Source organism: Streptomyces sp. BK022 (genome assembly GCF_004217355.1).
Classification (GTDB): Bacteria; Actinomycetota; Actinomycetes; order Streptomycetales; family Streptomycetaceae; genus Streptomyces; species Streptomyces griseoluteus.
Genome location: NZ_SHKU01000006.1, coordinates 403,845 through 429,542 on the forward strand (window position 1 = coordinate 403,845; position 25,698 = coordinate 429,542).

28 protein-coding genes are annotated in these 25,698 nt (G+C 72.2%); 15 read left to right on the forward strand and 13 right to left on the reverse strand.

The annotated features are described in order from the left end of the window. Nucleotides 1-43 precede the first annotated feature (43 nt). Nucleotides 44-1,516 carry an MFS transporter gene (locus tag EV284_RS25610; RefSeq protein WP_130338109.1) on the forward strand — a complete coding sequence of 491 codons (1,473 nt, stop codon included), beginning with the start codon at nucleotides 44-46 and terminating at the stop codon, nucleotides 1,514-1,516. 31 nt (nucleotides 1,517-1,547) lie between these two features. On the opposite strand, the gene EV284_RS25615 is transcribed toward EV284_RS25610, so the two are convergent. Further along, nucleotides 1,548-1,967 carry a DUF3151 domain-containing protein gene (locus EV284_RS25615; RefSeq protein WP_130338111.1) on the reverse strand — a complete coding sequence of 140 codons (420 nt, stop codon included), beginning with the start codon at nucleotides 1,965-1,967 and terminating at the stop codon, nucleotides 1,548-1,550. Nucleotides 1,968-2,108: 141 nt separating this feature from the next. Between EV284_RS25615 and EV284_RS25620 the strand changes: the two genes are divergently transcribed. From EV284_RS25620 to EV284_RS25630, 3 genes are all read left to right on the forward strand, one after another. Further along, nucleotides 2,109-2,969: a tryptophan 2,3-dioxygenase family protein gene (locus EV284_RS25620; protein ID WP_130338113.1), complete on the forward strand. Its 861-nt coding sequence runs from the start codon at nucleotides 2,109-2,111 to the stop codon at nucleotides 2,967-2,969. Beyond that, on the forward strand, nucleotides 2,962-4,155 hold the full coding sequence (gene kynU / locus EV284_RS25625; RefSeq protein ID WP_130338115.1) for a kynureninase: 1,194 nt from the start codon (nucleotides 2,962-2,964) through the stop codon (nucleotides 4,153-4,155). Before EV284_RS25620 ends, kynU begins: the two co-directional genes overlap by 8 nt. 185 nt (nucleotides 4,156-4,340) lie before the next feature. Continuing rightward, nucleotides 4,341-5,234 carry an alpha/beta hydrolase gene (locus EV284_RS25630; RefSeq protein ID WP_130338117.1) on the forward strand — a complete coding sequence of 298 codons (894 nt, stop codon included), beginning with the start codon at nucleotides 4,341-4,343 and terminating at the stop codon, nucleotides 5,232-5,234. Here EV284_RS25630 and EV284_RS25635 read toward each other — a convergent pair. Further along, nucleotides 5,231-5,458 carry a hypothetical protein gene (locus EV284_RS25635; protein ID WP_130338119.1) on the reverse strand — a complete coding sequence of 76 codons (228 nt, stop codon included), beginning with the start codon at nucleotides 5,456-5,458 and terminating at the stop codon, nucleotides 5,231-5,233. The genes EV284_RS25630 and EV284_RS25635 overlap by 4 nt on opposite strands. A gap of 110 nt (nucleotides 5,459-5,568) precedes the next feature. Here EV284_RS25635 and EV284_RS25640 point away from each other — a divergent pair, with 110 nt between their 5' ends. Then, a complete protein-coding gene (locus tag EV284_RS25640) occupies nucleotides 5,569-6,777 on the forward strand; it encodes a cytochrome P450 (protein WP_130338121.1) in 1,209 nt (402 codons plus the stop codon). A 14-nt stretch (nucleotides 6,778-6,791) separates the two neighbouring features. On the opposite strand, the gene EV284_RS25645 is transcribed toward EV284_RS25640, so the two are convergent. The 3 genes from EV284_RS25645 to EV284_RS25655 form a co-directional block, all read right to left on the reverse strand. Beyond that, nucleotides 6,792-7,307, reverse strand: a complete 516-nt coding sequence (locus EV284_RS25645) for an N-acetyltransferase (RefSeq protein WP_130338123.1) — start codon at nucleotides 7,305-7,307, stop codon at nucleotides 6,792-6,794. Nucleotides 7,308-7,382: 75 nt separating this feature from the next. Then, nucleotides 7,383-8,057, reverse strand: coding sequence for a DUF4097 family beta strand repeat-containing protein (locus EV284_RS25650; RefSeq protein WP_130338125.1), 675 nt, complete (start codon nucleotides 8,055-8,057; stop codon nucleotides 7,383-7,385). Nucleotides 8,058-8,211: 154 nt separating this feature from the next. Then, nucleotides 8,212-9,003, reverse strand: a complete 792-nt coding sequence (locus EV284_RS25655) for a diacylglycerol kinase (protein ID WP_130338127.1) — start codon at nucleotides 9,001-9,003, stop codon at nucleotides 8,212-8,214. A gap of 196 nt (nucleotides 9,004-9,199) precedes the next feature. Between EV284_RS25655 and EV284_RS25660 the strand changes: the two genes are divergently transcribed. Further along, on the forward strand, nucleotides 9,200-10,483 hold the full coding sequence (locus tag EV284_RS25660; protein ID WP_130338129.1) for an adenylosuccinate synthase: 1,284 nt from the start codon (nucleotides 9,200-9,202) through the stop codon (nucleotides 10,481-10,483). 91 nt (nucleotides 10,484-10,574) lie between these two features. Continuing rightward, a complete protein-coding gene (locus EV284_RS25665; protein WP_130338131.1) occupies nucleotides 10,575-10,766 on the forward strand; it encodes a hypothetical protein in 192 nt (63 codons plus the stop codon). Here the strand turns inward: EV284_RS25665 and EV284_RS25670 are convergent. Together EV284_RS25670 and EV284_RS25675 are read right to left on the reverse strand one after the other, a co-directional pair. After that, entirely contained in the window at nucleotides 10,744-10,944 is a 201-nt protein-coding gene (locus tag EV284_RS25670) for a DUF397 domain-containing protein (RefSeq protein ID WP_130338133.1), read from the reverse strand. The two genes, EV284_RS25665 and EV284_RS25670, sit on opposite strands and share 23 nt — an antisense overlap. Next, nucleotides 10,941-11,783 (reverse strand): Scr1 family TA system antitoxin-like transcriptional regulator, encoded by an 843-nt coding sequence (locus EV284_RS25675; protein ID WP_130338465.1) that lies wholly within the window; start codon nucleotides 11,781-11,783, stop codon nucleotides 10,941-10,943. The genes EV284_RS25670 and EV284_RS25675 overlap by 4 nt, the downstream gene beginning before the upstream one ends. Before the next feature lie 124 nt (nucleotides 11,784-11,907). On the opposite strand from EV284_RS25675, the gene EV284_RS25680 reads away from it, so the two are divergent. Further along, the gene (locus tag EV284_RS25680; protein ID WP_130338135.1) at nucleotides 11,908-12,339 is read left to right on the forward strand and encodes a hypothetical protein; all 432 of its coding nucleotides are present in this window, start codon (nucleotides 11,908-11,910) and stop codon (nucleotides 12,337-12,339) included. Here EV284_RS25680 and EV284_RS25685 read toward each other — a convergent pair. After that, a complete protein-coding gene (locus tag EV284_RS25685; protein ID WP_130338137.1) occupies nucleotides 12,332-12,982 on the reverse strand; it encodes a hypothetical protein in 651 nt (216 codons plus the stop codon). The genes EV284_RS25680 and EV284_RS25685 overlap by 8 nt on opposite strands. A 200-nt stretch (nucleotides 12,983-13,182) precedes the next feature. Here EV284_RS25685 and EV284_RS25690 point away from each other — a divergent pair, with 200 nt between their 5' ends. Further along, nucleotides 13,183-13,953, forward strand: a complete 771-nt coding sequence (locus tag EV284_RS25690; RefSeq protein WP_130338139.1) for an oxidoreductase — start codon at nucleotides 13,183-13,185, stop codon at nucleotides 13,951-13,953. 12 nt (nucleotides 13,954-13,965) lie between these two features. Here the strand turns inward: EV284_RS25690 and EV284_RS25695 are convergent, their stop codons facing one another. From EV284_RS25695 to EV284_RS25705, 3 genes are all read right to left on the reverse strand, one after another. After that, the gene (locus tag EV284_RS25695; RefSeq protein WP_130338141.1) at nucleotides 13,966-14,862 is read right to left on the reverse strand and encodes a LysR family transcriptional regulator; all 897 of its coding nucleotides are present in this window, start codon (nucleotides 14,860-14,862) and stop codon (nucleotides 13,966-13,968) included. Nucleotides 14,863-14,931: 69 nt separating this feature from the next. Beyond that, nucleotides 14,932-15,624 carry a GntR family transcriptional regulator gene (locus tag EV284_RS25700; RefSeq protein ID WP_130338143.1) on the reverse strand — a complete coding sequence of 231 codons (693 nt, stop codon included), beginning with the start codon at nucleotides 15,622-15,624 and terminating at the stop codon, nucleotides 14,932-14,934. Between the two features lie 152 nt (nucleotides 15,625-15,776). Then, nucleotides 15,777-16,484: a TetR/AcrR family transcriptional regulator C-terminal domain-containing protein gene (locus tag EV284_RS25705; RefSeq protein ID WP_242625817.1), complete on the reverse strand. Its 708-nt coding sequence runs from the start codon at nucleotides 16,482-16,484 to the stop codon at nucleotides 15,777-15,779. Between the two features lie 59 nt (nucleotides 16,485-16,543). Between EV284_RS25705 and EV284_RS25710 the strand changes: the two genes are divergently transcribed. Further along, nucleotides 16,544-18,013 (forward strand): FAD-dependent oxidoreductase, encoded by a 1,470-nt coding sequence (locus EV284_RS25710; RefSeq protein ID WP_130338469.1) that lies wholly within the window; start codon nucleotides 16,544-16,546, stop codon nucleotides 18,011-18,013. Here EV284_RS25710 and EV284_RS25715 read toward each other — a convergent pair. Further along, nucleotides 17,997-19,382: an aspartate aminotransferase family protein gene (locus EV284_RS25715; protein WP_130338145.1), complete on the reverse strand. Its 1,386-nt coding sequence runs from the start codon at nucleotides 19,380-19,382 to the stop codon at nucleotides 17,997-17,999. The genes EV284_RS25710 and EV284_RS25715 overlap by 17 nt on opposite strands. Before the next feature lie 356 nt (nucleotides 19,383-19,738). Between EV284_RS25715 and EV284_RS25720 the strand changes: the two genes are divergently transcribed. Beyond that, nucleotides 19,739-20,278 (forward strand): hypothetical protein, encoded by a 540-nt coding sequence (locus EV284_RS25720; RefSeq protein ID WP_130338147.1) that lies wholly within the window; start codon nucleotides 19,739-19,741, stop codon nucleotides 20,276-20,278. A 357-nt stretch (nucleotides 20,279-20,635) separates the two neighbouring features. Here the strand turns inward: EV284_RS25720 and EV284_RS25725 are convergent, their stop codons facing one another. Then, nucleotides 20,636-21,418, reverse strand: coding sequence for an SLATT domain-containing protein (locus EV284_RS25725; protein WP_130338150.1), 783 nt, complete (start codon nucleotides 21,416-21,418; stop codon nucleotides 20,636-20,638). 250 nt (nucleotides 21,419-21,668) lie between these two features. Between EV284_RS25725 and EV284_RS25730 the strand changes: the two genes are divergently transcribed. From EV284_RS25730 to EV284_RS25745, 4 genes are all read left to right on the forward strand, one after another. Beyond that, on the forward strand, nucleotides 21,669-22,010 hold the full coding sequence (locus EV284_RS25730) for a YbaB/EbfC family nucleoid-associated protein (RefSeq protein ID WP_130338152.1): 342 nt from the start codon (nucleotides 21,669-21,671) through the stop codon (nucleotides 22,008-22,010). Between the two features lie 52 nt (nucleotides 22,011-22,062). Then, nucleotides 22,063-22,662 carry a recombination mediator RecR gene (recR, locus tag EV284_RS25735; RefSeq protein ID WP_130338154.1) on the forward strand — a complete coding sequence of 200 codons (600 nt, stop codon included), beginning with the start codon at nucleotides 22,063-22,065 and terminating at the stop codon, nucleotides 22,660-22,662. Next, nucleotides 22,655-23,314, forward strand: a complete 660-nt coding sequence (locus tag EV284_RS25740; RefSeq protein ID WP_130338156.1) for a DUF5063 domain-containing protein — start codon at nucleotides 22,655-22,657, stop codon at nucleotides 23,312-23,314. The genes recR and EV284_RS25740 overlap by 8 nt, the downstream gene beginning before the upstream one ends. 79 nt (nucleotides 23,315-23,393) lie before the next feature. Beyond that, on the forward strand, nucleotides 23,394-25,673 hold the full coding sequence (locus EV284_RS25745) for a tetratricopeptide repeat protein (RefSeq protein WP_130338157.1): 2,280 nt from the start codon (nucleotides 23,394-23,396) through the stop codon (nucleotides 25,671-25,673). The last annotated feature ends 25 nt before the right edge of the window (nucleotides 25,674-25,698 follow it).

The following is a 25,698-nucleotide window of genomic DNA, read 5'->3' on the forward strand; positions in this document are numbered from 1 at the left end:
AGGGGCCGGGCCCCCTACGGGTATCCGGGGTATACCTGGGGGCATGCCCGATGTCCGGCTGGCGTCCCCCAAGGGCCGGTGGATTCTGCTGACCACCGTGCTCGGTTCCAGCATGGCCCTGCTGGACTCGACCGTCGTCAACGTCGCGCTGCCCCGCATCGGCCGCGACCTCGACGCGAGCCTCGCCGCGCTCCAGTGGACGGTCAACGCGTACATGGTGACGCTGGCGGGCCTGATCCTGCTGGGCGGTTCGCTGGGGGACCGGTACGGGCGGCGCAGGGTCTTCGTCATCGGGGTGATCTGGTTCGCCGCGGCCTCGCTGATGTGCGGGCTGGCCCCCGACCCGAACGTGCTGATCATCGCCCGCGCGCTCCAGGGTGTGGGCGGGGCGCTGCTCACGCCGGGGTCGCTCGCGCTGATCCAGGCGTCCTTCCATCCCGACGACCGCAGCCGCGCGGTGGGGCTGTGGTCCGGGTTCGGCGGGGTCGGGGCGGCGATCGGGCCGTTCCTCGGCGGCTGGCTGGTGGAGGGTCCCGGCTGGCGCTGGGTCTTCCTGCTGAACGTGCCGCTCGCCCTGCTCTGCGTACCGGTGGCGCTGCGGCACGTGCCCGAGTCGGACGCGGGGCCCGCGCGCGGGCGGTTCGACGTGCTCGGGGCGGTGCTGGGCGCGGTGGCGCTGGCGCTGCTGACGTACGCGCTGATCGAGGCCCGCTCCGCGTCCGTCGCGGTGTGGGTGACGGCGGTGGCGGGCGTGGTGGCGGCGGTGGCCTTCGTGTACGTCGAGCACCACCGGCCGAACCCGATGCTCCCGCCGGACATCTTCGCCTCGCGGCAGTTCACCGCGGTCAACCTGGTCACGCTGTGCGTGTACGCGGCCTTCGGCGGCTTCTTCTTCCTGACCGCGCTGCAGCTCCAGGTGGTGGCGGGCTACTCCCCCCTGGCGGCGGGTACGGCCCTGCTCCCGCCGACGATCCTGATGCTGTTGTTCTCCTCCCGCTCGGGCGCCCTGGCGGACCGCACGGGTCCGCGCCTCCCCCTGACGGTCGGCCCCCTGCTCTGCGCGGCGGCGATGCTCCTGATGCTCCGCGTGGGCCCCGACGCGAACTACCTGACGGACGTCCTTCCCGCGCTGCTCGTCATGGGCACGGGGATGGTCACCCTCGTGGCCCCCCTCACGGCGACCGTCCTCGCCTCGGTCGACACCGCGCGGGCGGGCCTGGCGAGCGGCATCAACAACGCGGCGGCGCGCGCGGCGGGCCTGGTGGCGGTGGCGGCCCTGCCCCTCCTGACGGGCATGGGCCCGGAGGCATACCGGCTCCCGGCGGCCTTCAACAGGTCCTTCGACAAGGCGATGCCGATCTGCGCGGGGGTCCTGGTCCTGGCTTCCGTCCTGTCCGCCACCCTGATCCGCCACCGCCCCACCCCGAACTGCCCCCACCCCGAGTGCCGCACCCACGGCAGCATCACGACCCCACCCCTGGAGACGGGAGAGACGGAGCCGGCTCCGAGGGGGTGAGCGGACTCCCCCCCGGCCGGCCCCGCGCGACTCAGCGCCGCAGCTCCGCGTAAGCCTCCTCGCTGCTGTCCTGGAGGAACTGCCAGCAGCGGTCCGCCTCCTCCTTCTCGTCGATCGCGTCGGCCGCGCGGGCGAGGGCGGCGAGGCAGCGGAGGAAGCCCCGGTTGGGGCGGTGGGACCAGGGGATGGGGCCGTGGCCCTTCCAGCCGGCGCGGCGCAGCGCGTCGAGGCCGCGGTGGTAGCCGGTGCGGGCGTAGGCGTACGACTCGACCACGCGGCCGGCCTCGAAGGCCTCGTCCGCGAGCAGCGCCCAGGCCAGGGAGAACGTGGGGTACTTCGCCACGACCTCGGCCGGGGCCAGGGCGTCCTCGTCCAGCAGGCGGTACGCCTCTTCGTTCTCGGGCAGGTGCGTCGGGTCCGGGCCGCCGAGCAGGTTCTTGTGCGTAGTCATGGGTGAAGTCTGCCACTAGGGGTTACCACCCCCGCCTTGCCGTATCCCATGGGATTGCGGAGGATTCGGTCTGGGGACCGGGGCCCCCGTGCCGGCATCGGCAGGGGCGGACCGCTACCCGGAGTTCAACAGGAGACAGCGATGTCCCACCAGGCTCACCCCCCTTCCCAGGCCGCCGAAGAGGCCGCTGAGCCCGAGACCCCGCATCTCGACTTCGCCGGTACGACGCCGTACGAGGACTACGTCCGGGCCGACGTGCTCACGCACCTCCAGCACACCCTCTCCGACGACCCCGGAGAGATGGTCTTCCTGGTGACGACCCAGGTCATGGAGTTGTGGTTCACGGTGATCACGCACGAGTGGGAGACCGCCGCGAAGGCGCTCCGCTCGGACGACGTGCCCACCGCGATCGCCGCGCTGAAGCGTTCCGTACGCGAGCTGGACGCGCTGAACGCCTCCTGGCGCCCGCTGGCCCAGCTCACCCCGGCCCAGTTCAACTCGTACCGGTCCGCCCTGGGGGAGGGCTCGGGGTTCCAGTCGGCGATGTACCGCCGCATGGAGTTCCTGCTCGGCGACAAGTCCGCGTCGATGCTCGTCCCGCACCGCGGCACCCCCCGCACGTACGCCGAGCTGGAGAAGGCGCTGTGCGAACCGAGCCTGTACGACGAGGCGGTACGCCTGCTCGCCCGCCGCGGCCACGCGATCCCCGCCGAGGTGCTGAACCGGGACGTGTCGCAGCGGTACGAGCCCGTCGACGCGGTCGAGGCCGCCTGGACGGAGGTGTACTCCGGTGACCCCGACACCGACCTCGCCCGCCTCGGGGAGGCGCTGACGAACGTCGCCGAACTGGTGTGGCGATGGCGCAACGACCACCTGGTGGCGACCCGCCGCGCGATGGGCTCGAAGGCCGGCACCGGCGGCTCCGCCGGAGTGGCCTGGCTGGAGAAGCGGGCCCGCAAGAACGTGTTCCCCGAGCTGTGGACGGCGAGGTCCCATGTCTGACCGTACGGAACTGGCGCTGCGGGCGAAGGAGCTGGACGCGGCCGACGCGCTCGCCGGACTGCGTGACCGGTTCGTCCTCGACGACGGCGTGTACCTGGACGGCAACTCGCTCGGCGCGCTCCCCGCGCACGTACCCGACCGGATGCGGGACGTACTGGCCCGCCAGTGGGGCGAGTTGCGCATCCGCTCCTGGGACGAGTCGGGCTGGTGGACCGCCCCGGAGCGGATCGGTGACCGCATCGCCCCGCTGATCGGCGCCGGTCCGGGCCAGGTCGTGGTGGGCGATTCGACGAGCGTCAACGTGTACAAGGCCCTGGTGGCCGCCGTACGGATGGCGGGGCAGGGGCGCGACGAGATCCTGGTCGACGCGACGACCTTCCCCACGGACGGATACATCGCCGGCTCGGCGGCCCGGATGACGGGTTGCGCACTGCGCGCCCTGCACCCCGCCGAGATCCCCGCCGCCCTCGGCCCGCGCACGGCCGCGGTCCTGCTGAACCACGTCGACTACCGCACCGGCCGCATGTACGACCTGCCCGCGCTGACGGCGGCCGTCCACGACGCCGGTGCGCCGGTCGTCTGGGACCTCTGCCACAGTGCGGGCGCACTGCCCGTCGGGCTGGACGCGCACGGGGTGGACCTGGCCGTCGGATGCACCTACAAGTACCTGAACGGCGGCCCCGGTTCGCCCGCCTACCTGTACGTCCGCGCCGACCTCCAGGACCGGTTCGACTCGCCCCTGCCGGGCTGGAACTCCCATGCCGAACCCTTCGGGATGAACCCCGAGTACACCCCGGTGCCGGGCGCCCGGCGCGGGCGGGTCGGCACGCCGGACATCCTCTCCATGCTGGCGCTCGAAGCGGCGCTGGAGGTGTGGGACGGGGTGTCGGTGGACGCCGTACGGGCGAAGTCGCTGACCCTGACCGACTTCTTCCTGGACTGCGTGGCCGCGTACACCGAGCCCGGCCGGGTGGAGTGTGTGACGCCGCTGCGGCACGAGGAGCGGGGCAGCCAGGTGGCGCTGCGCTGCGCGGACGCGGGTGACGTGATGAAACGGCTGATCGACCGGGGCGTGGTGGGCGACTTCCGCCACCCGGACGTGCTGCGCTTCGGCTTCACCCCGCTGTACGTCGGTTTCGCGGACGCGGAGCGGGCGGCTCGGGTGCTCGCAGAGGTGCTGGCGTAGACGCCGGAACGGGTCACCCGGGGGGCCGTGCGGAGGGACGAACTCCGCACGGCCCCCTTTTGTCTCACCCTGGGTGACATCCCCGTGTCCGCGCACGTCACGGGCCTGATACCGTCCCGGCCAACGGCCGAATCCCCACTCTGGCCCGGTCCGCCAAAACCCTTACACAGCTGGAAGGTTGGAGCATGCCGGAGGACGCAAGCGCAGCCCGTGCCGCCGCCGAGGAGGAGTCGGCGTTCTCCCATCCGCCCGTCGACCCCGACGCGAGCGCCCCCTACGGGGACCACCCCGACCAGGTGATCGACTTCTACGCCCCGCGCACCGGCGCGGCGTCCGCGCCGCTGGTCGTGGTCCTGCACGGCGGGGCCTGGCGGGCGCGGTACGACCGGCGGCACATCACGCCGTTCGCGGACTTCCTGGCGCGGCGCGGTTTCGCCGTGGCGAACGTGGAGTACCGGCGCGGTGGACCCGGCATTCCGGCCCAGAACGCGGGCGGCGACCCCGCCTCCGTACCCCCGGCGGGCCGGTGGCCGGAGACCTTCGACGACATCGCCGCCGCGCTGGACGCGCTGCCCGGGCTGGCCCGCGAGGCGCTGCCGGGCGCGGACGCCCGGCGCATGGTCCTCACCGGGCACTCGGCGGGCGGGCACCTCGCGCTGTGGGCGGCCGCGCGGCACGTCCTCCCGGCGGACTCGCCCTGGCGTACGGACCGGCCGGCGCCCCTGCGCGGGGTGGTCGCGCTGGCGCCGATCGCGGATCTGGGGCTGGCGGAGAAGCTGGAGGTCTGCGAGGGAGCGGCGACCCAACTCCTCGGCGGGCAGCACTCTTTCGCTGAGCGGGCTCCGCACGCGGACCCGGCGTTGCTCCTCCCGACCGGCATCGCCACGACGCTGGTGCAGGGGCGTACCGACCGGGACGTCCCCTACGAGGTGGCGGAGTCCTTCGCGGACGCGGCGGCCAGGGCCGGGGAGGTGGTGGGGGTGACGCTGCTGGAGGACGTCGGCCACTTCCCGCTGATCGACCCGGCGGCGGACGCGGCTGCCGTGGTGGCGGAGGAGATCGCCCAACTGGCCTTCTAGGGCTGTGCCTTGACCGGGTCCTCGCCGGGGCGCTTGACGAGACGGTCGCCGACGGCCAGCGACTTCCAGAGCTGCCGGCCGATCCGCACCTTCGTGGACGCGCCGTCGGCCATGCGGAGTTCGGCGAAGTGGTACATGTTCGCGCCGTCGAGCGTGCCGCGCGACTTGTCGGTGACGACGCCTTCCCAGGCGTCGTCCTGTCCGGGTTTGCGGGATTTGAACATAGGACGAGTCTAGGAAGGCGGCGGTCCCCGGGGGCAGTGCCCGGGGGCACGTCCTGGGGATGACACATGTCATCTGTCCCGGTGGTGCCCGCACGCATTAGCGTCCCCCCATGGGCCCCACCTTCGACCCCTGGTCACCGGAGTTCCTCGCCGACCCCTACCCGGCCTACGCCGGGCTGCGCGAGCGCGGGCGGGTGATCCGGTACGAGCCGACGGACCAGTGGCTGGTGCCGCACCACGCCGACGTGTCGGCGCTGCTGCGGGACCGGCGGCTGGGGCGGACGTACCAGCACCGTTTCACCCACGAGGAGTTCGGCCGTACCGCACCGCCTGCCGAGCACGAGCCGTTCCACACGCTCAACGATCACGGCATGCTCGACCTGGAGCCGCCGGACCACACCCGCATCCGGCGCCTGGTCTCCAAGGCGTTCACCCCGCGCACGGTGGAGCGGCTGCGGGGGTACGTGCACGGGCTGGCGGACTCCCTGGTGGCCGGCCTGGTCGCGGCGGGCGGGGGTGATCTCCTCGCGGACGTGGCGGAACCCCTCCCGGTCGCGGTGATCGCGGAACTCCTGGGCATCCCGGAGGGGGACCGGGGGCCGCTGCGGCCCTGGTCGGCGGACATCTGCGGGATGTACGAGCTGAATCCGTCCCCGGAGGCGGCGGCGCGGGCGGTGCGGGCGTCGGTGGAGTTCTCGGAGTACCTGCGGGGCCTCATCGCGGCGCGCCGCGCGGAGCCCGGCGACGACCTGATCTCGGCCCTGATCCTGGCCCACGACGAGGGTGACCGGCTCACCGAGCAGGAGATGATCTCCACGGCGGTGCTGCTGCTGAACGCGGGCCACGAGGCGACGGTGAACGCCACGACCAACGGCTGGCTGGCGCTGTTCGAGCACCCGGATCAACTGGCAGCCCTCCGCGCCGACGTGAGTCTGATCCCCACGGCGGTGGAGGAGCTGCTCCGCTACGACACACCGCTCCAGCTCTTCGAACGCTGGGTCCTGGACGACATCGAACTCGGGGGCACGACCATCCCCCGGGGCGCCGAACTCGCCCTCCTCTTCGGCTCGGCCAACCACGACGAGGCCGTCTTCGACGCCCCGACGACCCTGGACCTGACCCGGAGGGACAACCCCCACATCTCCTTCAGCGCGGGCACCCACTACTGCATCGGCGCCCCGCTGGCCCGCCTGGAGCTGGGGGCGTCCATGAGAGCTCTGCTGACCCTGACCCCCACCCTGACCCTGGCCGCCGAGCCGGCCCGCAAGCCGGGCTTCGTGATGAGGGGGCTGGAGGAACTGAGGGTGACCGTCGGCTGAGGACTGCCGGGGCGTCAGAGGTCGTTGAAGGGCTCGGGGTAGGCGAAGGCGCCGCGTAGCGCCGGGGCGTACGCGGTCAGGGTGCGGACCTGGAAGTACTCGCCCCAGCCGGGATCGGGCGGGGTGATGCCGTACCGCGTGCTCGGCCGGAAGCCGAAGCGGGAGTAGTAGGCGGGGTTGCCGAGCAGTGCGACGAGGGGTTCGCCGGTCGCGTCCGCGGCGCCCAGTACGGAATGGACGAGCGCCAGGCCGACGCCCCGGCGCTGGTGCGCCGGGTGCACGCTGAGCGGGCCGAGCGCGAGGACCGGCTGGGTGCCGACGTGCCCCCGGGTGCAGACGACGTGCCCGACGATCTCCCCCTGCTCACCGGTCGCGACCATCGACAGCTCCGGAAGCCACGCCTCGCAGGTCCGCAGCCGGTCGAGGAGGCCGGCCTCCACGGGCTCCGGCGTATCCGGCCTGGCGAACGCGGCGGTGGTGACCGCGCGCACGGCGGGCTCGTCGGCGGGGGCTTCTCGTCGGACCAGCATCCGCTCAGTCTCGGTGGCTGAACAGCGGCACGGCAAAGGCTTTTGCCCGGCCGGGCGGCCGCCGGAGTTTCACCCTCAAGTGGAAGGTGCCAGGTTGACGTCGATGTTTCCGCCGCCGGTTCGGATGGTCACGTGGTGCGGGGAGGACGGGTCGGTCGGGACCGAGACCGTGCTGCGGCCGCCGCTCGTGGTGGCGTCGACGGCGTAGGGGGCGCGGGGGAGGGTGACCGCGACGTTGCCGCCGCCCGTCTCCGCGGTCAGGGCGGACGGGGGCTCCTTCAGGGACGCCTCGATGTTTCCGCCGTCGGTCCGGGCGGAGAGGGTCTGGGGAGCGGTGTCCGTCACGCGTACGTTTCCGCCGCCCGTCCGTGCCGTCAGCGCGCCGTCGACCTCGCGGACGGTGATGTTGCCGCCCTCCGTGTCCAGGGTCAGGGTCGTGCCGGGGGGTACGGAGACGGTGTAGTTCACGCCGCAGTCGTCGCAGTGGGGGGCGGTGAGGGTGAGGCGGCCGTTGCTCACGGAGTGCTCGGTACGGGGCTTGTCACCGGCGTACCGGATCTTCTCCGTGACCCGCGCGCCGGCGCCGTCGCCAGGCACGACGTCGATGTTCCCGCCCTTGGTCGTCACGCTCAGCGCGGTCACCTTCGCGTCGATGCCGTACTGGACCGTCGCCGACTTGTCCTGCACGGCACACCCCCCGAGCACGACCCCCACCACGACCGTCCCGGCCACCAACAGCTTCGTCTTCATGCGTCCCCCTGAATTTCCGCCGCCCCCACCAGAGGTATCAGCCGACGCCCACCACCGAGGAGCAACGGCTTGATCCGGCCACCCGAAATGACGGAAACCGGTGAGTCGGGCCCCAGCGGCTTCCGGGCCCCGCGGCCATCCGGCGGCGCCTGACTCACGGCCCCGGCACCACCAGCCCCCAGGCCCCCTCCGCCACTCGCCAGGTACGCCGCCGCACCGGGCCCGAGGTCTCCGCGTCGGCCCGGTAGTGGAAGTCCTCGCCCGTCACGGTGACCGTGCGGCCGCAGGAGCGGAGGGGGGTGGACTCGGCGCCCAGGGACACCGGGCGGATCTCCACCTCCGCCACCCCGCGCGACCCCGGCGTCACCGACACCGACTCCACCGGACGGTCGAGGTCGATCACCGTGACGCCGTCGATCTCGACCCGGAGCCGGGCCGGGCGGGCGGCGAGGGTGCGGACCAGGGTGCGCAGCCACGGGCGGGTGCCGGCGCCGACCGGCTCGGCGGGGATGGACGCGGGCGGTATGCCCAGCGAGCCGAGCACGACGCCGTCGCTGTCGTCGACCAGGAGGTCGAGCTGCCGGGAGACCCCTTCCAGCACCGCCCGCGCCGAGGCGACCGGCCCTCCCGGCACCCCCAGCGAACGCGCCAGCCCCGCTGATCCGACCGGCACCACGGACAGCGCGCATCCGGCCAGCTCGCGATGCCGGTGCAGCAGCCCCACTGCTCGAACAAGTGCCCGATCATCCCCGATGACCACCGGCCGGCGCGACCCGCGCCGCCCCAGTGCGCGAGCGAATTCCTCCGGCCCGTCCGGCAGGCACACCTTCGCCGTCGCACCCGCGCTGAGCACGTCTTTCGCTATCCGCACGGACTCCCCGTCCGTGTGCCGGGCCATCGGATCGATGATCACAAGGAGCTGATCGGACGTCGCGGAAGTCGCCACCTCGGTCCTGCCTCGCTTCCTCGGGTAGCATCTTTGTGCAAGAGCCCCTTGCGCTATTGCGCCAGGGGCTTCGTCTATTCCGGGGCATCCGGTCCGACGGTCGTGCGACCAAAGGCGGTCGCGGTGTTAAGCGGCGATGAACCATACGCCCACACCCCGACCATGGACATGCCCCGCCCGGAAGGGGTGTACGCGCGTGCCCGCACTTGTGCTGCTCGGTGCTCAGTGGGGTGACGAAGGCAAGGGGAAGGCGACCGACCTGCTCGGTGGCTCGGTGGACTATGTAGTGCGCTATCAGGGCGGCAACAACGCCGGCCACACGGTCGTCGTGGGCGACCAGAAGTACGCGCTCCACCTCCTCCCTTCCGGAATCCTCTCCCCAAGCTGTACGCCGGTCATCGGCAACGGTGTCGTCGTCGACCCCTCGGTCCTGCTCTCCGAGCTGAGCGGTCTGAACGAGCGCGGCGTCGACACGTCGAAGCTCCTGATCAGTGGTAACGCGCACATCATCACGCCGTACCACGTCAGCATGGACAAGGTGGCGGAGCGCTTCCTCGGCAAGCGCAAGATCGGCACCACCGGCCGGGGCATCGGCCCGACCTACGCCGACAAGATCAACCGCGTCGGCATCCGGGTCCAGGACCTCTACGACGAGTCGATCCTCACCCAGAAGGTCGAGGCGGCGCTCGACGTCAAGAACCAGATGCTCACCAAGCTGTACAACCGCCGCGCCATCGCCGCCGACCAGGTGGTCGAGGAGCTGCTGGGCTACGCGGAGCAGCTCAGGCCGTTCGTCGCCGACACCGTCCTGGTGCTCAACCAGGCGCTGGAGGACGACAAGGTCGTGCTGTTCGAGGGCGGTCAGGGCACCCTGCTCGACATCGACCACGGCACGTACCCCTTCGTCACCTCCTCCAACCCGACCGCCGGCGGTGCCTGCACCGGCTCGGGCGTGGGTCCGACGAAGATCAGCCGGGTCATCGGCATCCTGAAGGCGTACACGACCCGTGTCGGCGCCGGTCCGTTCCCGACCGAGCTGTTCGACGAGGACGGCGAGGCGCTGCGCCGCATCGGTGGCGAGCGCGGTGTCACCACCGGCCGCGACCGCCGCTGCGGCTGGTTCGACGCGGTGATCGCCCGCTACGCGACCCGCGTCAACGGCCTCACCGACTTCTTCCTCACCAAGCTCGACGTGCTCACCGGCTGGGAGCAGATCCCGGTCTGCGTCGCCTACGAGATCGACGGCAAGCGGGTCGAGGAACTCCCCTACTCGCAGACCGACTTCCACCACGCGAAGCCGATCTACGAGACCCTGCCGGGCTGGTCCGAGGACATCACCAAGGCGAAGTCCTTCTCCGACCTGCCGAAGAACGCGCAGAACTACGTGAAGGCGCTGGAGGAGATGTCCGGCGCGCCGATCTCCGCGATCGGTGTCGGCCCGGGCCGTGACGAGACGATCGAGATCAACTCGTTCCTCTAGGCCGCACGGTCCTTACGCGGGTACGCCCGCCGGTCCGCCCTATGGGCGCGCTCGGCGGGCGTTCCGCGTTCCGGCGCGGTGCAATTTCTCCATGAGCAGCGATCGGGAGAAGTGCGGGGGGCCCTACGGCGAGGTGTCCGAGTGCGGGGACCCCGCGGTGTTCGAGGTGCGGCGGCACAACCGGCCGTCCCTGCCGGTGTGCCCGCTCCACCTCGGCCCGTCCCTGCTGATGGGCTCGGGCGTGCTGTGGCCGCCGGAGATCAGCCTCGTCGGGCGTCCGTGAGGAAGGTGGTCCACGCGGTGGGCGTCACGGCGAGGAGGGGGCCGTCGGTCTGCTTGGAGTCACGGACGTGGACGGTGGCGGGACGCGTGGGCTGGTGCCAGGTGTAGGCGGCTTCGACGCAGTTGCCGCCGCCGCCGTCGCTGTAGCTCGACTTGAACCATCGCAGGTTGCTAGTCATGTTCGCTGCTCTCCCGCCAACTTCCGGATGAGGCTTGCCGAGTCGTCCGGACTCAAAGCCTGTGTCCGGATCTTTGCATACCTGTGTGCGAGGCGGGCCACCTTCGCGGGATCGCTGACCAGCATGCTCTCGTCATGAGCTTCCAGGTAGGCGACGTGATGGTGCTCCGCAGTTTCCACCAGCACCATGTTGCCGCGTTCACCCGCGTGAGCGGCCCGTGCGCCTCGATCCATAGGCATGACCTGGACGCTCACATTGTCGCGCTCCGAGTCCTCGGCGAGTGAATGAAGTTGCCCGCGCAGGGTGTCCCAGCTTCCGAACGGTCGCCTCAGCGCCGACTCGTCGAGGATCAGCTCGATCATGGCCGTTGGGTCGCTGCGGTCGAACAGGGCCCGGCGTGCGAGTCGTGCGTCGACCAGTTGCTCCACCTGCTCGTCGGGCAACTTGGGGAAGCTGCCGCCGATCAGCGCCCGCGCGTAGTCGGCCGTCTGGAATAGACCAGCGACGACGTAAGTCTCGTAGGAGGACAGGGTGACGGCCTCAGCCTCCATGAGGGCGAAGTCAGCGAACTGCGGCGGGTACTTGTCCAGCAGGACGAACTTGCGGGCCATCTCGAAGATGTTCATGCCGTCCCCGAGCACCCGCTCCAGTTCCATCAGCATCTTGTCGCTCGCGGGCTGCGCGCACGTCTCCATCGCGCTGATCGCGGACGCGGTGTAGCCGATGAGGGCGCCCAGCTCTTCCTGAGTGAGACCCATCTGCTCACGCCGTGCCTTGGCGAAGGCGGCGACCATGCGTGCCGTCCCGCTCGCCGCCAGCTTGTTCGCCGCTCGCGCCATTGCGATCACCCCCGGACTCAACCGAACTCAACCGGTCTTCAACGATTGCCGCCGACTCCCGACCGTTCCGAAGGGTCGACGGAGAGTCATGGAAACCGTAGCGTCGCCTGCCGAAACTGATCGCATGAATACGCAAAGTCACGCGGGCATCCAGTGGGTTCCCGCCATGGGCATCCAACTGCGGCGGGCCGGAGTGCAGTTCGACGCGGTACGGCTGGACGGCGATCGCGGACGCGCCCTCGCGGACCGGATGGCGCGGATGACCGGGGGTGATCCGGGGCCGGTGGTGGAGTCGGGGAGCGGGCGCAGGAGCGTGTACTTCCTGGTCGCGCCGGGGAGCACCGCGCATCACGCCTGGCCCGCCGAGGTCACCCGGCTCACGAGTGGGCCGTACCGGGTGAGCTACATCCCCATCCCGGCGCTGGACGGGCAGACCTGGCCACTGGGCTGGCGGTTCCCGCCGACCGCGCCGGACCGGTTCGTGCACACGCTGCTGCTGCGGGCGGCCCTGCTGGACGGGAGCCAGGGGCCGCCGCAGCCGTACGGGCTCAACTGAAGACGATCATCGAGCCCTGGGCGAGGGAACGGGTCGCGGCGGCGTGCAGGCCGAGCCAGACGTGCCGTTCGCGGGCGAAGGGGCTCGGGTCGTAGGGCGCCGGGACGGCCGGCTCCTCCAGCTCGGTGGGGGCCGAGGGGGGTGCCGGTGCGGCGGGCGGGTTCGCCGGGTCGATGCCGATGGCCGGGGCGACCTGCTCCAGCTCCCGCAGCAGGGCGTGGGCCGAGCCCAAGGGTCCGCCACCGGCGAGGAGTTCGTCGGTGGAGAGGGGCTGCGGGAAGTCGAGCGGGACGTACGCGCCGGCGTGGTCGTAGTGCCAGACCAGGTGGGACTGCTGGGCGGTCGACTCGAACATTTCGAGCAACTGCTCGTAGTCACCGCCCAGTTCCCCCACGGGGGTGACGGGGAGGCCGCAGAGCTGGAGCAGATGGGCGCGGCGCAGGAAGTGCAGCGCGTCGTAGTCGAATCCCGCGACGGGGGCGACCTCGCCGTTCAGGCCCGGCATGTACTGGTAGACCGGCACCGGGGGAAGCCCGGCGGCGGCCAACGCGTCGTTGTACACCGCGAGTTCCTCGGCGAACGGGTTGTCCGGCGTGTGGCACAGCACGTCCACGAGCGGCACCAGCCACAGGTCACAGGCCAAGAAAGGACTCCTCGCATCGTCCGGTGCGGGGGGTCTCCTCGCACGCGGGTGGACCAGGCAGCGTAGTCCGTACGGCGGGCCATAGGAAAGCCCTATGGCCTCCGCTGCTATTCGGTCTTTGATTCTCCCCCTTTTCCGAGCCTACGGTGAGGCGACTCGAAGAGAAGTCCACGTTAATCGGCCAAGAGAGGAACGCTGAAATGGGCGCCACGGAAAACGGGACGGGAACACCGGAACTCAAGGGAAAGCGGGCGCTGGTCACCGGGGGTACGCGCGGTATCGGGGCGGGGATCGTGCGGCGGCTCCTGGAGGCGGGGGCGGAGGTGCTCACCACCGCGCGGTCCTCGTCGGGGACCGTGCCGGAGGGGGCGCGCTTCGTCGCCGCCGACGTGCGCAGCCGGGAGGGAGCGGAGGAGCTCGCGGCGGCTGCCGTGGAGCTGCTCGGCGGGGTGGACATCCTGGTCCACAACGCGGGCGGGGCCCAGCCGCACGCCTCCGCGCTCGGCATTCCGGACGAGGAGTGGCTGGACGTGCTGAACCTGAACCTGCTGGCCTCGGTGCGGCTGGACTCGCTGCTGGCGCCGGGCATGCGGGAGCGGGGGTCGGGGGCGATCGTGCACATCTCCTCCGCCGCCGTGCCGGTCGCCTTCCCGCCGTTCCTGCACTACACGGTGGCCAAGGCGGGGCTGGAGAACTACAGCAGGGGGCTGGCCGCCGAGCTGGCCCCGGCCGGGGTGCGGGTCAACACGGTCACTCCGGGCCGGGTGACCACCCCGGGCGGCGACAAGGTGCGGGAGGAGTGGGCTCGCCTGGACCCGACGCAGGCCGGGCCCGAGTCCCTCGTACCGCTCGGGCGGGACGGGCTGCCCGACGACATCGCGCGGGCGGTCCTGTTCCTGGTCTCCGATCAGGCGAGCTGGGTGACCGGGAGCAATTTCGTCATCGACGGCGGGGAATTCCCGAGGGGCTGAGCCGGATTTCTCTCAGGGGGCGGGTGCCGGGGAATTCCTCGTGTCCCACTTCTCCTGGCGGAGGAATTCCAGCAGAGCTGTCTCCGCCGGGCCGGCCGGGTTCCGGACGACGGCGATGACGGGCTGGGCCACGGCGGGGAAGACCGGGCGGGCGAGGTGTTCGTGGCCCGGGGGGACCGCCGAGGCGGGGACGAGGGTGGCGCCGAGTCCCTGGGCGGCCCAGCGGACGGCGGTCGCGGTCTGGGAGACGCGGGCGACGGTGCCCGGGTCCGGGTCGGTCTCCCGCAGCGCCTCCACCAGGACGCCGTCGAGCGCGCTGTCCCGGTCGAAGCGCACCCAGGGCTCGCCCTTGAGGTCGCGCAACTCGATGCGCTGTTCCGTGAGTTGCGGGTGCCCGGTGGGCAGCACCACGACGAACTCCTCCTCGCCGAGGCGGTGCGCTTCCGCGGGGGTCCGGTCGCACTTCGCCATCAGGGCGAGGTCCAGCACGCCCCGGCGGCACAGCCGGTCCAGCTCGGCGGAGCTGGGCTCCTCGGAGAGGGTGATCTCCAGCCGGGGGTAGCGGCGGCGCAGCGCGCCGAGCGCCTCGGGGAGCCGGCGCGTCCCGAAGCCCATCTGCACGGCGACGGTCAGCTCGCCGACCAGCTCTGCGGCCCCGGCCCGCGCGGTCGCCGTCGCCCGCCGCGCCGCGTTCACGGCGACCTGCGCCTCCCGCAGGAACGCCCGCCCGACCACGGTGGGTGTCAGCCCGGTGGGCGTCCGGGCGAACAGCTCCACCCCGAGATCCCGCTCCAGCCCCCTGATCTGCTGGGACATCGACGGCTGCGCCACCCGCAACCGCTCGGCCGCCGCCGTGACGGACCCCTCCTCGGCAACAGCCAGGGCGTACTCGAACTGCCGCAGACTCATTCGCGTCCCGTCCCTTTGTGGGTCAGCCCCCGTCTGGGGAACTCCCTCCCGGCGGCGCGGATTCCCCGGTCAGCCCCCGGCGAGTTCCTCGACCATCTCCAGGGCGTGGGCGTTGGCCGCGGCAACGATGTCGCGGGCGGCCTCGGGGTCGTGGGCGGCGAGGGCGTCGACCAGGTCTATGTGGCCGGCCCACAGGCGGCCGCGGACCTCGGGGAGGCGGCGGAGGTGCTGGACCGCGCAGACCCAGGAGCGGACGCGGAGGCGGTGCAGGAACTCGGCGAGGTAGGGGTTGCCGAACAGCACGCTCAGCTCGCGCCAGAAGCGGAGGTCGTAGCCGATGAGGACGGTGAGGTCGCCGGCCGCGTTCGCCCGCTGGGCCTCCTCGCCGCGTCGCCGTACCGTCGCGAGCGCGGCCTTGGTGTCGGGGTTCTTCGGGTCCGCGAAGGCGGGGTGGCCCTGGCCGAGGACGCGGAACATGCCCTCGGTGACCAGGGAGCGGGCCTCGATCATGCCCCGGTAGTCGGCGAGGGAGTACTCGGGGACGCGGAAGCCCCGGTGGTGGTCGGCCTCCAGCAGGGCCTGCGCCGACAGGTCGACCAGCGCCTCCCGTACCGGCGTCGCGGAGACCCCGTACAGGTCCGCTATCTCCTTCACCGTGAACGCCCGCCCCGGCAGCAGCCGCCCGGCCAGCACCTCGTCGCGCAGCGCGTCGGCGATCTGCTGTCGCAAGGTACTGCGCGTCACAGCGCCGTAGCCGGGCATCGTCCCGGAGTCTCCTCACACGAATGGGGCCGCTCTCGTACGTCCGTGCCTATCTTCACAACCCCTTACGAGCACGTCACCTTACGCGTTCACCCCTGCCGGGCATCAGCCCCGGTGCCCTTTATGTGTGGGGGGATGCTGTGTGGGTCGCTTCAGGCGAGGCCACCGATCATCAGGCCCACCGTGAAGTCGAAGCGGTCGTGCCCGGTGCCCGCCGTCAGTTCCGCCGCGTGCCGGGTGGTGTGGGGGAAGGCCGCCGGGGGGAGGGCGGCGAGGCGGTGGAGGAGTTCGCTCCGGTCGGCGGGCCAGACCTCGTCGCCCTCCTCGGCCCTGCGGTGGGCCACCGCCAGCTCCAGGCAGTAGGCGGCCACGTACAGGAGCAGGGCGTCGATGGCCCAGGCCGCGCGCTGCGGGGCGATGCCGGCGGTGAGGAGGATCGCGAGCATGCCCTCGCTGACGCGGAGGGCTTCGGGGTCGGTGGGGGCCATGGCGAGGGCGGCCCGCGAGATGCCGGGGTACTGGAGGTACTGGTCCCGCAGCGCCTCGCAGATCCCGCGCAGCTGGTCCCGCCAGCCGGCCGGGTCGGGGTCCGGGAGGGTGAGGCGGGCGCAGAGGCGGCCGATGAGCAGCTCGTCCAGGTCGGCCTTGTTGACCACGTGGGCGTAGAGCGAGGCGGGCCCGGTGTCCAGGGCGGCGGACAGCCTGCGCATGGTCAGGGCGTCGTACCCCTCCGCGGCGACGATCCCGAGCGCGGTCTCGACCACCTGGTCCACGGTGATCGGGTCCTTGCGGCGACGGGGCCGGGGACCCTCGGCGGGTGCGGGCCGGTGGCGGGCGGTGCGGCGCTCTCTCGCGTTCACGGGACAACTATAACTTGACACGAACGCTGTTCGTTCATAGAACAGTGTTCGTGACAGACGTGGATGTGATCGTGGTCGGTGCCGGACCTGTCGGGCTCACCCTCGCCGCCGAGCTGGCGCTCGCCGGGGTGTCGGTACGGGTGCTGGAGCGGCGGGACGAGCCCGACCCCGCGCCGAGGGCGCAGTCGGTCAACGTGCCGACGGCCGAGGCGCTGGACCGGCGCGGGCTGCTGCCCGCCCTGGAGCGCGTCCAGCGGGAGACGCTGGGGGTGTCCGGGTTCCGCTTCACCGGGCACTTCGCGGGGATGTCCCTCGACCCCGGCCTGGTGGACTGGGCCGACCCCGAGCTGGCCGCGCACACCGCCGTGGAGGGGGCGCGGATGATTCCGCAGCCCCGGCTGGAGGCGCTGCTCACCGCACACGCGGAACGGCTGGGCGTGACGGTCCTGCGCGGAGTGGAGGTGACCTCGCTGGAGGACACCGGTGCGGGGGTCCTGGTCGGCACCGGCTCCGGCCCGGTGCACGCCGGTTGGCTCGTCGGCTGCGACGGGGGCCACAGCACCGTGCGGCGCCTGGCGGGCATCCCGTTCCCCGGCACCGACCCCGAGATCACCGGCTACCAGGCGGTCGTCGACATCGCCGACCCCGAGAAGCTCGCCGACGGCTGGTCCTGGTCGCCCCACGGCGTCTACCGCTACGGCCCGCAGCCCGGCCGCGTCGTCACGGTCGAGTTCGACGGGGGCCCGGCCGACCGTTCGGCCCCGGTCACCCTGGACGACGTCCGGTCGAGCCTGCGCCGCGTGTCCGGTACGGACGTCACGCTGACGGGGCTGCGCGCGGCGCCGACCCGCTGGACGGACAACACCCGTCAGGCGTCGGCGTACCGCGCGGGCCGCGTGTTCCTCGCCGGCGACGCGGCCCACGTCCACCCGCCCTTCGGTGGGCAGGGGCTGAACCTGGGCGTGGGCGACGCGGTGAACCTGGGCTGGAAGCTGGCGGCCGTGGTGAACGGCCGCTCCCCGGAAGCCCTGCTGGACACCTACGACGCGGAACGCCGTCCCGTGGGCGCGTGGGTCCTCGACTGGACGCGGGCCCAGATCGGCATCCTGCGCGGCGACCCCAAGTCGGGCGCGCTGCGGGGGGTGCTGGCGGACCTGCTGGCGACGCGCGACGGCACGACGTACGCGGTGAAGCAGATCGCGGGCGTGACGCAGCGGCTCCCCCTGCCGGGCTCCCACCCGTGGACGGGCCGGTACGTCCCGGACGTACCCCTGGGCGACGGCACCCGGCTGGCCGACCACGCCCACGAGGGCGGCTTCCTGCTGCTGGACCGCACACCGGGCGCGGTGTTCGCGGAGTCGGCGGACGGCCGGGCGCGGGTCGTCCGGGACGACGGCGCCGGGGTCGCGGGCGCGCTGATCCGCCCCGACGGGGTGGTGGTGTGGGCCTCCGACACCACCGACCCCGCCGGTCTGGAACCCGCCCTCTGTCAGTGGGCCGGGTCCGGCCCGGTCAGCCGGCCGTCGTGAACTCGTCCGCCGTGGCCAGCGCCGCGTCCAGCGCCGCCAGGCCCTCCTTCAGCTCCGGCTCGGTGATGTTGCAGGGCGGGACCACGTGGGTGCGGTTCATGTTGACGAAGGGCCAGAGGCCGTTCTTCTTGGCGGTGGCGGCGAAGGCGGCCATGGGGGCGTTGGCCTCGCCGGACGCGTTGTAGGGGACCAGGGGTTCGCGGGTCTCGCGGTCCTTGACCAGCTCCAGGGCCCAGAACATGCCCGTACCGCGCACCTCGCCCACGCTGGGGTGGCGCTCGGCCAGGGTGGCGAGGGCGGGGCCGAGGACGCTCTCGCCGAGGCGCTTGGCGTTCTCCACGATGCCCTCGCGGGCCATGACGTTCAGCGTGGCGACCGCCGCCCCGCAGGCCAGCGGGTGCCCGGAGTACGTCAGGCCGCCGGGGTACGGCCGCTTGGCGAAGGTCTCCGCGATGGCGCCGGAGATGGCGACGCCGCCCAGGGGCACGTACCCCGAGTTCACGCCCTTGGCGAAGGTCATCAGGTCGGGGACGACCCCCGAGAGGTCCGCCGCGAACCACTCACCGGTCCGCCCGAACCCGGCCATCACCTCGTCCAGGACGAAGACGATGCCGTGCCGGTCGCAGATCTCGCGGACCCCGGCGAGGTAACCCGGAGGCGGGACCATGATTCCGGCCGTACCGGGGATCGTCTCCAGGATCACCGCCGCGATCGTGCCGGGCCCCTCGAAGGCGATCGTCGTCTCCAGGTGCTCCAGCGCGCGGGCGCACTCCTGCTCCTCCGTCTCCGCGTAGAAACGGGACCGGTACAGGAAGGGCGCCCAGAAGCGCACCACGCCCGCGCTGCCGTTGTCCGACGGCCAGCGGCGCGGGTCGCCCGTGAGGTTCACCGCCTGCTGGGTGCCGCCGTGGTACGACCGGTACGCCGACAGCACCTTGGGGCGGCCGGTGTGCAGGCGGGCCATGCGGGTCGCGTGCTCCACCGCGTCCGCGCCGGCGTTGGTGAAGAAGATCTTGTCCAGGTCGCCCGGCGTACGCTCCGCGATCAGTCGGGCCGCCTCCGACCGGGCCTCCACGGCGAAGGCCGGCGCGAACGTCGCCATCCTCGCCGCCTGCTCCTGGATCGCGGCGACGACCTCCGGGTGCTGGTAGCCGATGTTCGTGAACACCAGGCCGCTGCTGAAGTCCAGGTACCGCTTGCCGTCGTAGTCCCAGAAGTACGAGCCCTCCGCGCCCGCGACGGCCAGCGGGTCGATCAGGTCCTGCGCGGACCAGGAGTGGAACACGTGCGCCCGGTCGGCGGCCTTCACGGCGGCACCGGTCTCGGGGTCGGGGGTGGGGGTCTGCTCCGGGTTCGGCTGAGGCGTCATGCGGGTGAGGGTAGGGGGTGGGGGCGGCGTCGCGACATCGGCGGACTGTTGCGGGCGGGGGCGGGATGCGCGACAGGTTGTCGTGAGTGGGGGTCTTTTCGCGGGGTGCGGTGCTGTCCCGGACGCCCGCACTATCCTCGGGCCGTTGGCGCGCTTCGGGGGAAGGCGGTTGTGGGATGCGGGAGTTGGGGCCGGGGGAGGACTGGGACTGGGTGTTCGGGGCGGGTACGGGTCCGGGGCCAGGTCCGGGGGAGGACACCCGGCCTCCGGCCGGGTCCGGATTCCGACCCGCACCACCCGTGCGGCCTTCGTCGTCGGATGCGGGGGGCATCGGTGAGGGGCCGGAGCATGGGGCTGTGGGCGATGGGCGGGGGTGGGTGGCCGGTGCGTACGGGCACCCGGAGGTGGACGGCGAGGTACGGGACCGGCGGTCGACGTGGCTGCTCGTCGTGGTCGCGCTGATCGTCGCCCTCGGGGCCGGGGGGACGCTGTTCACCTTGTTACGGGGTGGCGGGGTGTCGGACACGGCGACCGTGGTGCCGGCCCCCGCTGAAGGGGTCGTTCCGGAGGGCTACCTCGGCAGGTGGGAAGCGCGCGTCGACGGGGCCGGTACGCATCGGCTCACCCTGATCCAGGGGCGGGTCGGCGAGCGCGTACTCACCCTGGTAGCGGACGGGGCCGACCAGCACTGCGTCTTCACCGCGTCCCTGGTACGGAAGCCGGACGCCGACGGCACGCTCCGACTCTCCGCCGCCACGGTCACCTCCGGCGCCCCCCTCTCCTCCTGCGCCCCCGCCACCCCCACCACCCTCACCCTTACTCCGGACGACCACCTGAAGCGGACGGGACAGCCCGGCACGCGAGCCGTGACCTACAGCCGGAGCGGCCCCGACTGACCCCGCCCCCGCACCCGACGACGATTCCGCCCCACCGGACCCGGCCTGGGATACCCGCACGCGGCGACGGCGATTCCGCCTGACTGGGCCCCGCATCTGCACGCGGCGGCGGCGAATCCGTCCCTCCGGGGCGCGGGCCGCCCGCATCCGGCGACGGCGATTCCGTCCCTCCGGGCCCGGGCCACGCGCACTCGCACGCGGCGACGGCGATTCCGTCCCCCGGGGGTCCGGGCCGCCCGCATCCGGCTACGGCGTCCAGCCCCGCCTGGGCCGTCCGCACCCGGCGACGGAAGGGGTGCGGGTGGGAACCCCGCCCCGGCCGGAGACCGGGTGCTCCGCCGCACCCCGGCGGAGCCGTCAGCGGGGGTCCGGGGGCCGCTGGCGGGGCATGTTGGGGCGGGCGCCCGGAGGCGGGGGGAGGTAGCGGGAGACGGGGGCGGGGTCGGCGGGGCGGGACGGAGGCGGCGGAGGGGTGAGCGGGGGACGGCCGCCCCGGAACTCCCGCATCCAGTCCGACGTCTCCGTGCGGACCAGCTCCGTCACGTCCTCCGAGAAGCGCCGCAGAATCCCGAGGCAACGTTCCGCCGCCTCCCCCGCCGTGCCCTCCGCCGGACCCAGCACCTCACGCGCGCTCTCCGACGCCCAGTCGAACTGGAGCGCCTGCAGCCGCCGCTGGACGGCCTGGGCGGTGGCCAGGTCCCGCATCCACCCCGAGGTCAGCCCGAATCCCCGGTCCACCCCGGCACACGCGGCCCCCAGCAGCAACGCCAGGTACCCCCAGGGCGCACACCCCGCGACCGCCCCGGTCGCGTCCAGCAGGGGCAACGCAGCCCCCACCACCACCCCCGCGGCCGTACCGCCCCGCAGGCCCCGCGCGGCCCGCCGCCGCCACACCCGGTCCGCGAGGTACCACTGCGCCGTCCGCAGCGCCCCCGCCTCCACCCACCGGAACAGCTCCCCCAACCGCTCCGCGGGCTCCCCCCAGTCCCCGAGCGGCAGCGCCCGCCCCACCAGATCCCCGGCCAGAGGCCCGCTCACGTCCAGGTCCGCGGCTCCCCGGCCCGCCGGAAGCGGAGTACCCGCGGGCCCGTCGCGGCGCTCCTGCGGCGGACGCTCGGGTTGCTGCTCCGGCTGACCCACCCGGTACTCCCTACTGAACACGAACACCGATCGCGCGGCCGTCACAGCCAGTGGCGGCGCGAAGTGTCCTTCCTACCGCCCAATGGGTGGCGGGGAGTGGCGTTCGCGGGGTGGTACGCCCGGAAGAGGGGGTTGATCAGGTAGGGGGCCGGAGGCGATCTCACCCGAAAGAGTGACAGCGCGAGGGCCTCCCGGACCACGTAGGCTCGTGCCGAGCAGTGAAGCGGCGAAGACAGACAGGAGACACCCCGTGATTCCCGGTGGCGGCCAGCCGAACATGCAGCAGTTGCTCCAGCAGGCCCAGAAGATGCAGGCGGACCTTCAGCGGGCCCAGGAGGAGCTGGCGAACACGGAGGTCGAGGGCCAGGCGGGCGGCGGTCTGGTCAAGGCGACCGTGACCGGCTCCGGCGACCTGCGCGCGCTGAAGATCGACCCCAAGGCCGTCGACCCGGAGGACACCGAGACCCTCGCGGACCTCGTCGTCGCGGCCGTGCAGGCGGCGAACGAGAACGCGCAGGCTCTCCAGCAGCAGAAGCTCGGCCCGCTGGCCGAGGGACTCGGCGGCGGCGGCATCCCCGGTCTGCCTTTCTGACGCCGGGGCAACTACCGTACGTACCGCAAGGTCTTGAAGGAAAGGCAGTCCGTTGTACGAAGGCGTGGTCCAGGACCTCATCGACGAGCTGGGGCGGCTCCCCGGCGTCGGTCCCAAGAGCGCGCAGCGGATCGCCTTCCACGTCCTCCAGGCGGAGCCGACCGACGTCAAACGGCTCGCGCACGCCCTCATGGAGGTCAAGGCCAAGGTCCGCTTCTGCGCGACCTGCGGAAACGTGGCGCAGGAAGAGCTGTGCAACATCTGCCGCGACCCGCGCCGCGACCTCTCGGTCATCTGCGTGGTCGAGGAGCCCAAGGACGTCGTGGCCATCGAGCGCACCCGTGAGTTCCGGGGCAAGTACCACGTCCTGGGCGGCGCGATCAGCCCCATCGAGGGCGTCGGCCCGGACGACCTGCGGATCAGGGAACTCCTGGCCCGCCTCGCCGACGGCGCCGTCACGGAGCTGATCCTCGCCACCGATCCCAATCTCGAAGGCGAGGCCACGGCGACGTACCTCGCCCGCATGATCAAGCCCATGGGTCTGAAGGTCACCCGCCTGGCCAGCGGCCTCCCGGTCGGCGGGGACCTGGAATACGCGGACGAGGTCACCCTCGGCCGCGCCTTCGAGGGGAGACGACTCCTAGATGTCTGACGCCACGCTGCACGCCACGTCGCAGAACCCGGACGACTTCGCCGTCCAGATCGCCGACCAGATCGAGAGCTTCCTGGTCGCCGTCACCGAGGTCGCCAAGGGCGACGAGCCCGGTTCCACCGTGCCCTTCCTGCTGCTGGAGGTCTCCCAGCTCCTGTTGGCCGGCGGCCGCCTCGGCGCGCACGAGGACTTCCTCCCCGACGAGCGCTACGAGCCCGACCCCGGCCCCGAGCCGGACGCGGACGGCCTGCGCGAGAACCTGGCCCGCCTGCTGGACCCGGTCGACGTCTACTCCGAGGTCTTCGACCCGTACGCGCCCCGCACCGCGCCGGTCGCCGCCCGGATCTCCGACGACCTGGCCGGCATCATCACCGACCTGCGCCACGGCATGGCCCACTACCGGGCCGGCCGCACCGCCGAGGCGTTGTGGTGGTGGCAGTTCTCCTACTTCTCCAACTGGGGCTCCACCGCCTCCGCCGTGCTGCGCGCCCTGCAGTCCGTCCTCATCCACGTCCGCCTCAACCAGCCGCTGGAGGAGCTGGACGGCCTCGACACCGACCAGGACCTGGGCGACGAGGCGCTGGAGCGGGAGGCGGGCCGGGTCATGGCCGAGGAGATCGGCACCCCGCTCGGTATCCGCCAGGTGCGCTAGGCGCGCCGGTGCCGGGCACGGTGCCCAACTCCCGCCGTACGCCTGACGACGGGTCCTGCGGGCGGTCATGATGTGATGCATGAGTGCCTTGTTCGACCGTCGGCCCGGGCCTGCCACGGACGCCTCCGGTGCCGGTGCCATCGCCGCCGGCGGCAGCATCGCGCAGGCGATGACGGGACCGGGTGCGATCGCCCTGCACATCGAGAACGTAGGCATGCTGCTGCCGGACGCGTGCCCACCCGCGGAGTCGGTGAGCTGTCCGCCCCGTCTCACCAATCTTCCCTTCCGCGCGGAGCTCTTCGTCGGGCGCAGCGATGAACTCGGGCTGCTGCGGGCGGCCCCGGCCCCGCCAGGCCGGCCTCTCGCACAGGTGCTGCGTGGCCTTGGCGGCATCGGGAAATCCACGCTCGCCGCGCGCTGGGCCGTCGAGTGCGGACCGACCCACGCGCCGGTGTGGTGGATCCCGGCCGGCAGCCGCAGCGCGATCGACGCGGGTGTCGCCGCCCTCGCGGCCGCCCTTCAGCCGTCACTCGTCCCTCTTCTTCCCCCGGAGCAGCTAACGGAGTGGGGCAGTCGATGGCTCGCGTCCCACAGCGGATGGCTCCTCGTCCTTGACAACGTCACGAACCCGGCCGACGTGGAGCCCCTGTTGTCCAGAGCCCCCTCGGGGCGCTTCCTGATCACGAGCCAACGAGCGACCGGATGGCACGGTGTCGCGGAAGAGATCCCGCTGGACGTCCTGTCCGGCGACGACGCGGTGCGCCTCTTCACCCGCATCCGGGGCGGCGAGGACCCCGATGCCGCCGAGCTTTGCGAGGAGCTGGGCTCTCTTCCGCTGGCCGTCACCCAGGCGGCGGCGTACTGCCTGCAGACGGACTGCACGGTCCGCGTGTATGTGGACGACCTCGCCGCGTCGCCCGGCGAGATGTACGCGGAAACACACGAGGGCGGCGACCACGAACGCACGATCGCCCGCGTCTGGCACGTCACGCTGGACCGCCTCGCGAACGATCCCCTCGCAGTCCGGATTCTGCTGACAATGGCCTGGTACGCCCCCGACGGCATTCCGCGCGGCCTCTTCGCTCACCTGGGCACGCCACTGGCCGTGCGCAGGGCACTCGGGCGACTGGCGGCCCACAGCATGATCACGTTCTCGGGTGACACGGTGGCGGTGCATCGACTGGTTCAGGCCGTGTCCCGCACGCGTGCCGACGGAGACCGGCACCGGAGCCCGGAGGCGATCGGAGACGCGTGTGCGGCGGCGGTGGAGGCACTTGCGCGCGCGGTGCCCAAAGACATCGGCGACCCGTCGGCGTGGCCCGCGATGCGGTCCCTGCTCCCACATGTCCAGGCACTGGCCGAACATGTCCGGCCGGAGGAGGACACGGCCGCGATGGCGTACCTCTTGACGCGGACCGGTGACTACATGCTGGGTGCGGGGATGAGGCTCGCGGGCGGGGCGTTCGACCTGCTGGGGCGGGCGGAGGTCGCGTCCGTTCGTTATCACGGCCCGGAAGGGGCGCAGACGCTTGTCGCCCGCGTCCTATTGGCTCGGGCGACACGCATGCTGAAGTCGGCCGAGGAGGCGGCCCCGGTCGCGGAGGAGGTTCTGGCCGACTGCACGCGAGTCCTGGGGCCGGACCACGAGGTGACCTTGGCGGCCATGTCGAACATGCATCAGGTCGCCTCGTTGCAGGGGGACACGGAACGAGCTTTGCGACTGGCAGAAGCGTGCCTCGCGGGTGTTGCCCGGCTGCGGGGTGCGGAGGCACGCTCGACCTTCGAGGCGCGGAACAGGCTGGTCATGGCGCTGACGGCGGTCGGTGAGATGACGCGAGCCGGAGACCTGTGCGACGAGCTTCTCGCTGACTGCACCCGGGCCTTGGGAGAGGAGGATCCTGCGACCCTCTCGGTGAGAAGTCTGCGCACCGCGCTGGCCGGCCAACGGGAACTCCCGGGAACCCTGATCAAGCTCATGGCGGGGGTCCACTCCGTCGGGGAAGGGGACGAGGAGGGTCTGATCGCCGCCCTCCGTGTCCTGATTCAACAAATAGGGGCAGTGGACCCGGAGCAGTTCACGCGTGCCACGGAGGAAGACGTGAGCGCGGCGGAGCGGGATCTCGACACGTGTCGACGTGTCCTCGGCGACGACCACGCCGAAACCGTGGTCGCCCGCCTCGTGTTGCTTCAGGTGTACGCGGCGACACGGGATCCGCGTTATGCCGAGCCTGCGAAAGACCTCCTGATGGAAGTGCTCTCGGTCATCAGCGCGAACGAGTCCGCCCTCGCCTTCATGCTCCGTGTGTTCGGTGCACTGCACACGGTCATCGACGAACTTCCCGGGCCTCCTGACGAGTGACGTCATCTGCTTCCAACGCCTCCTC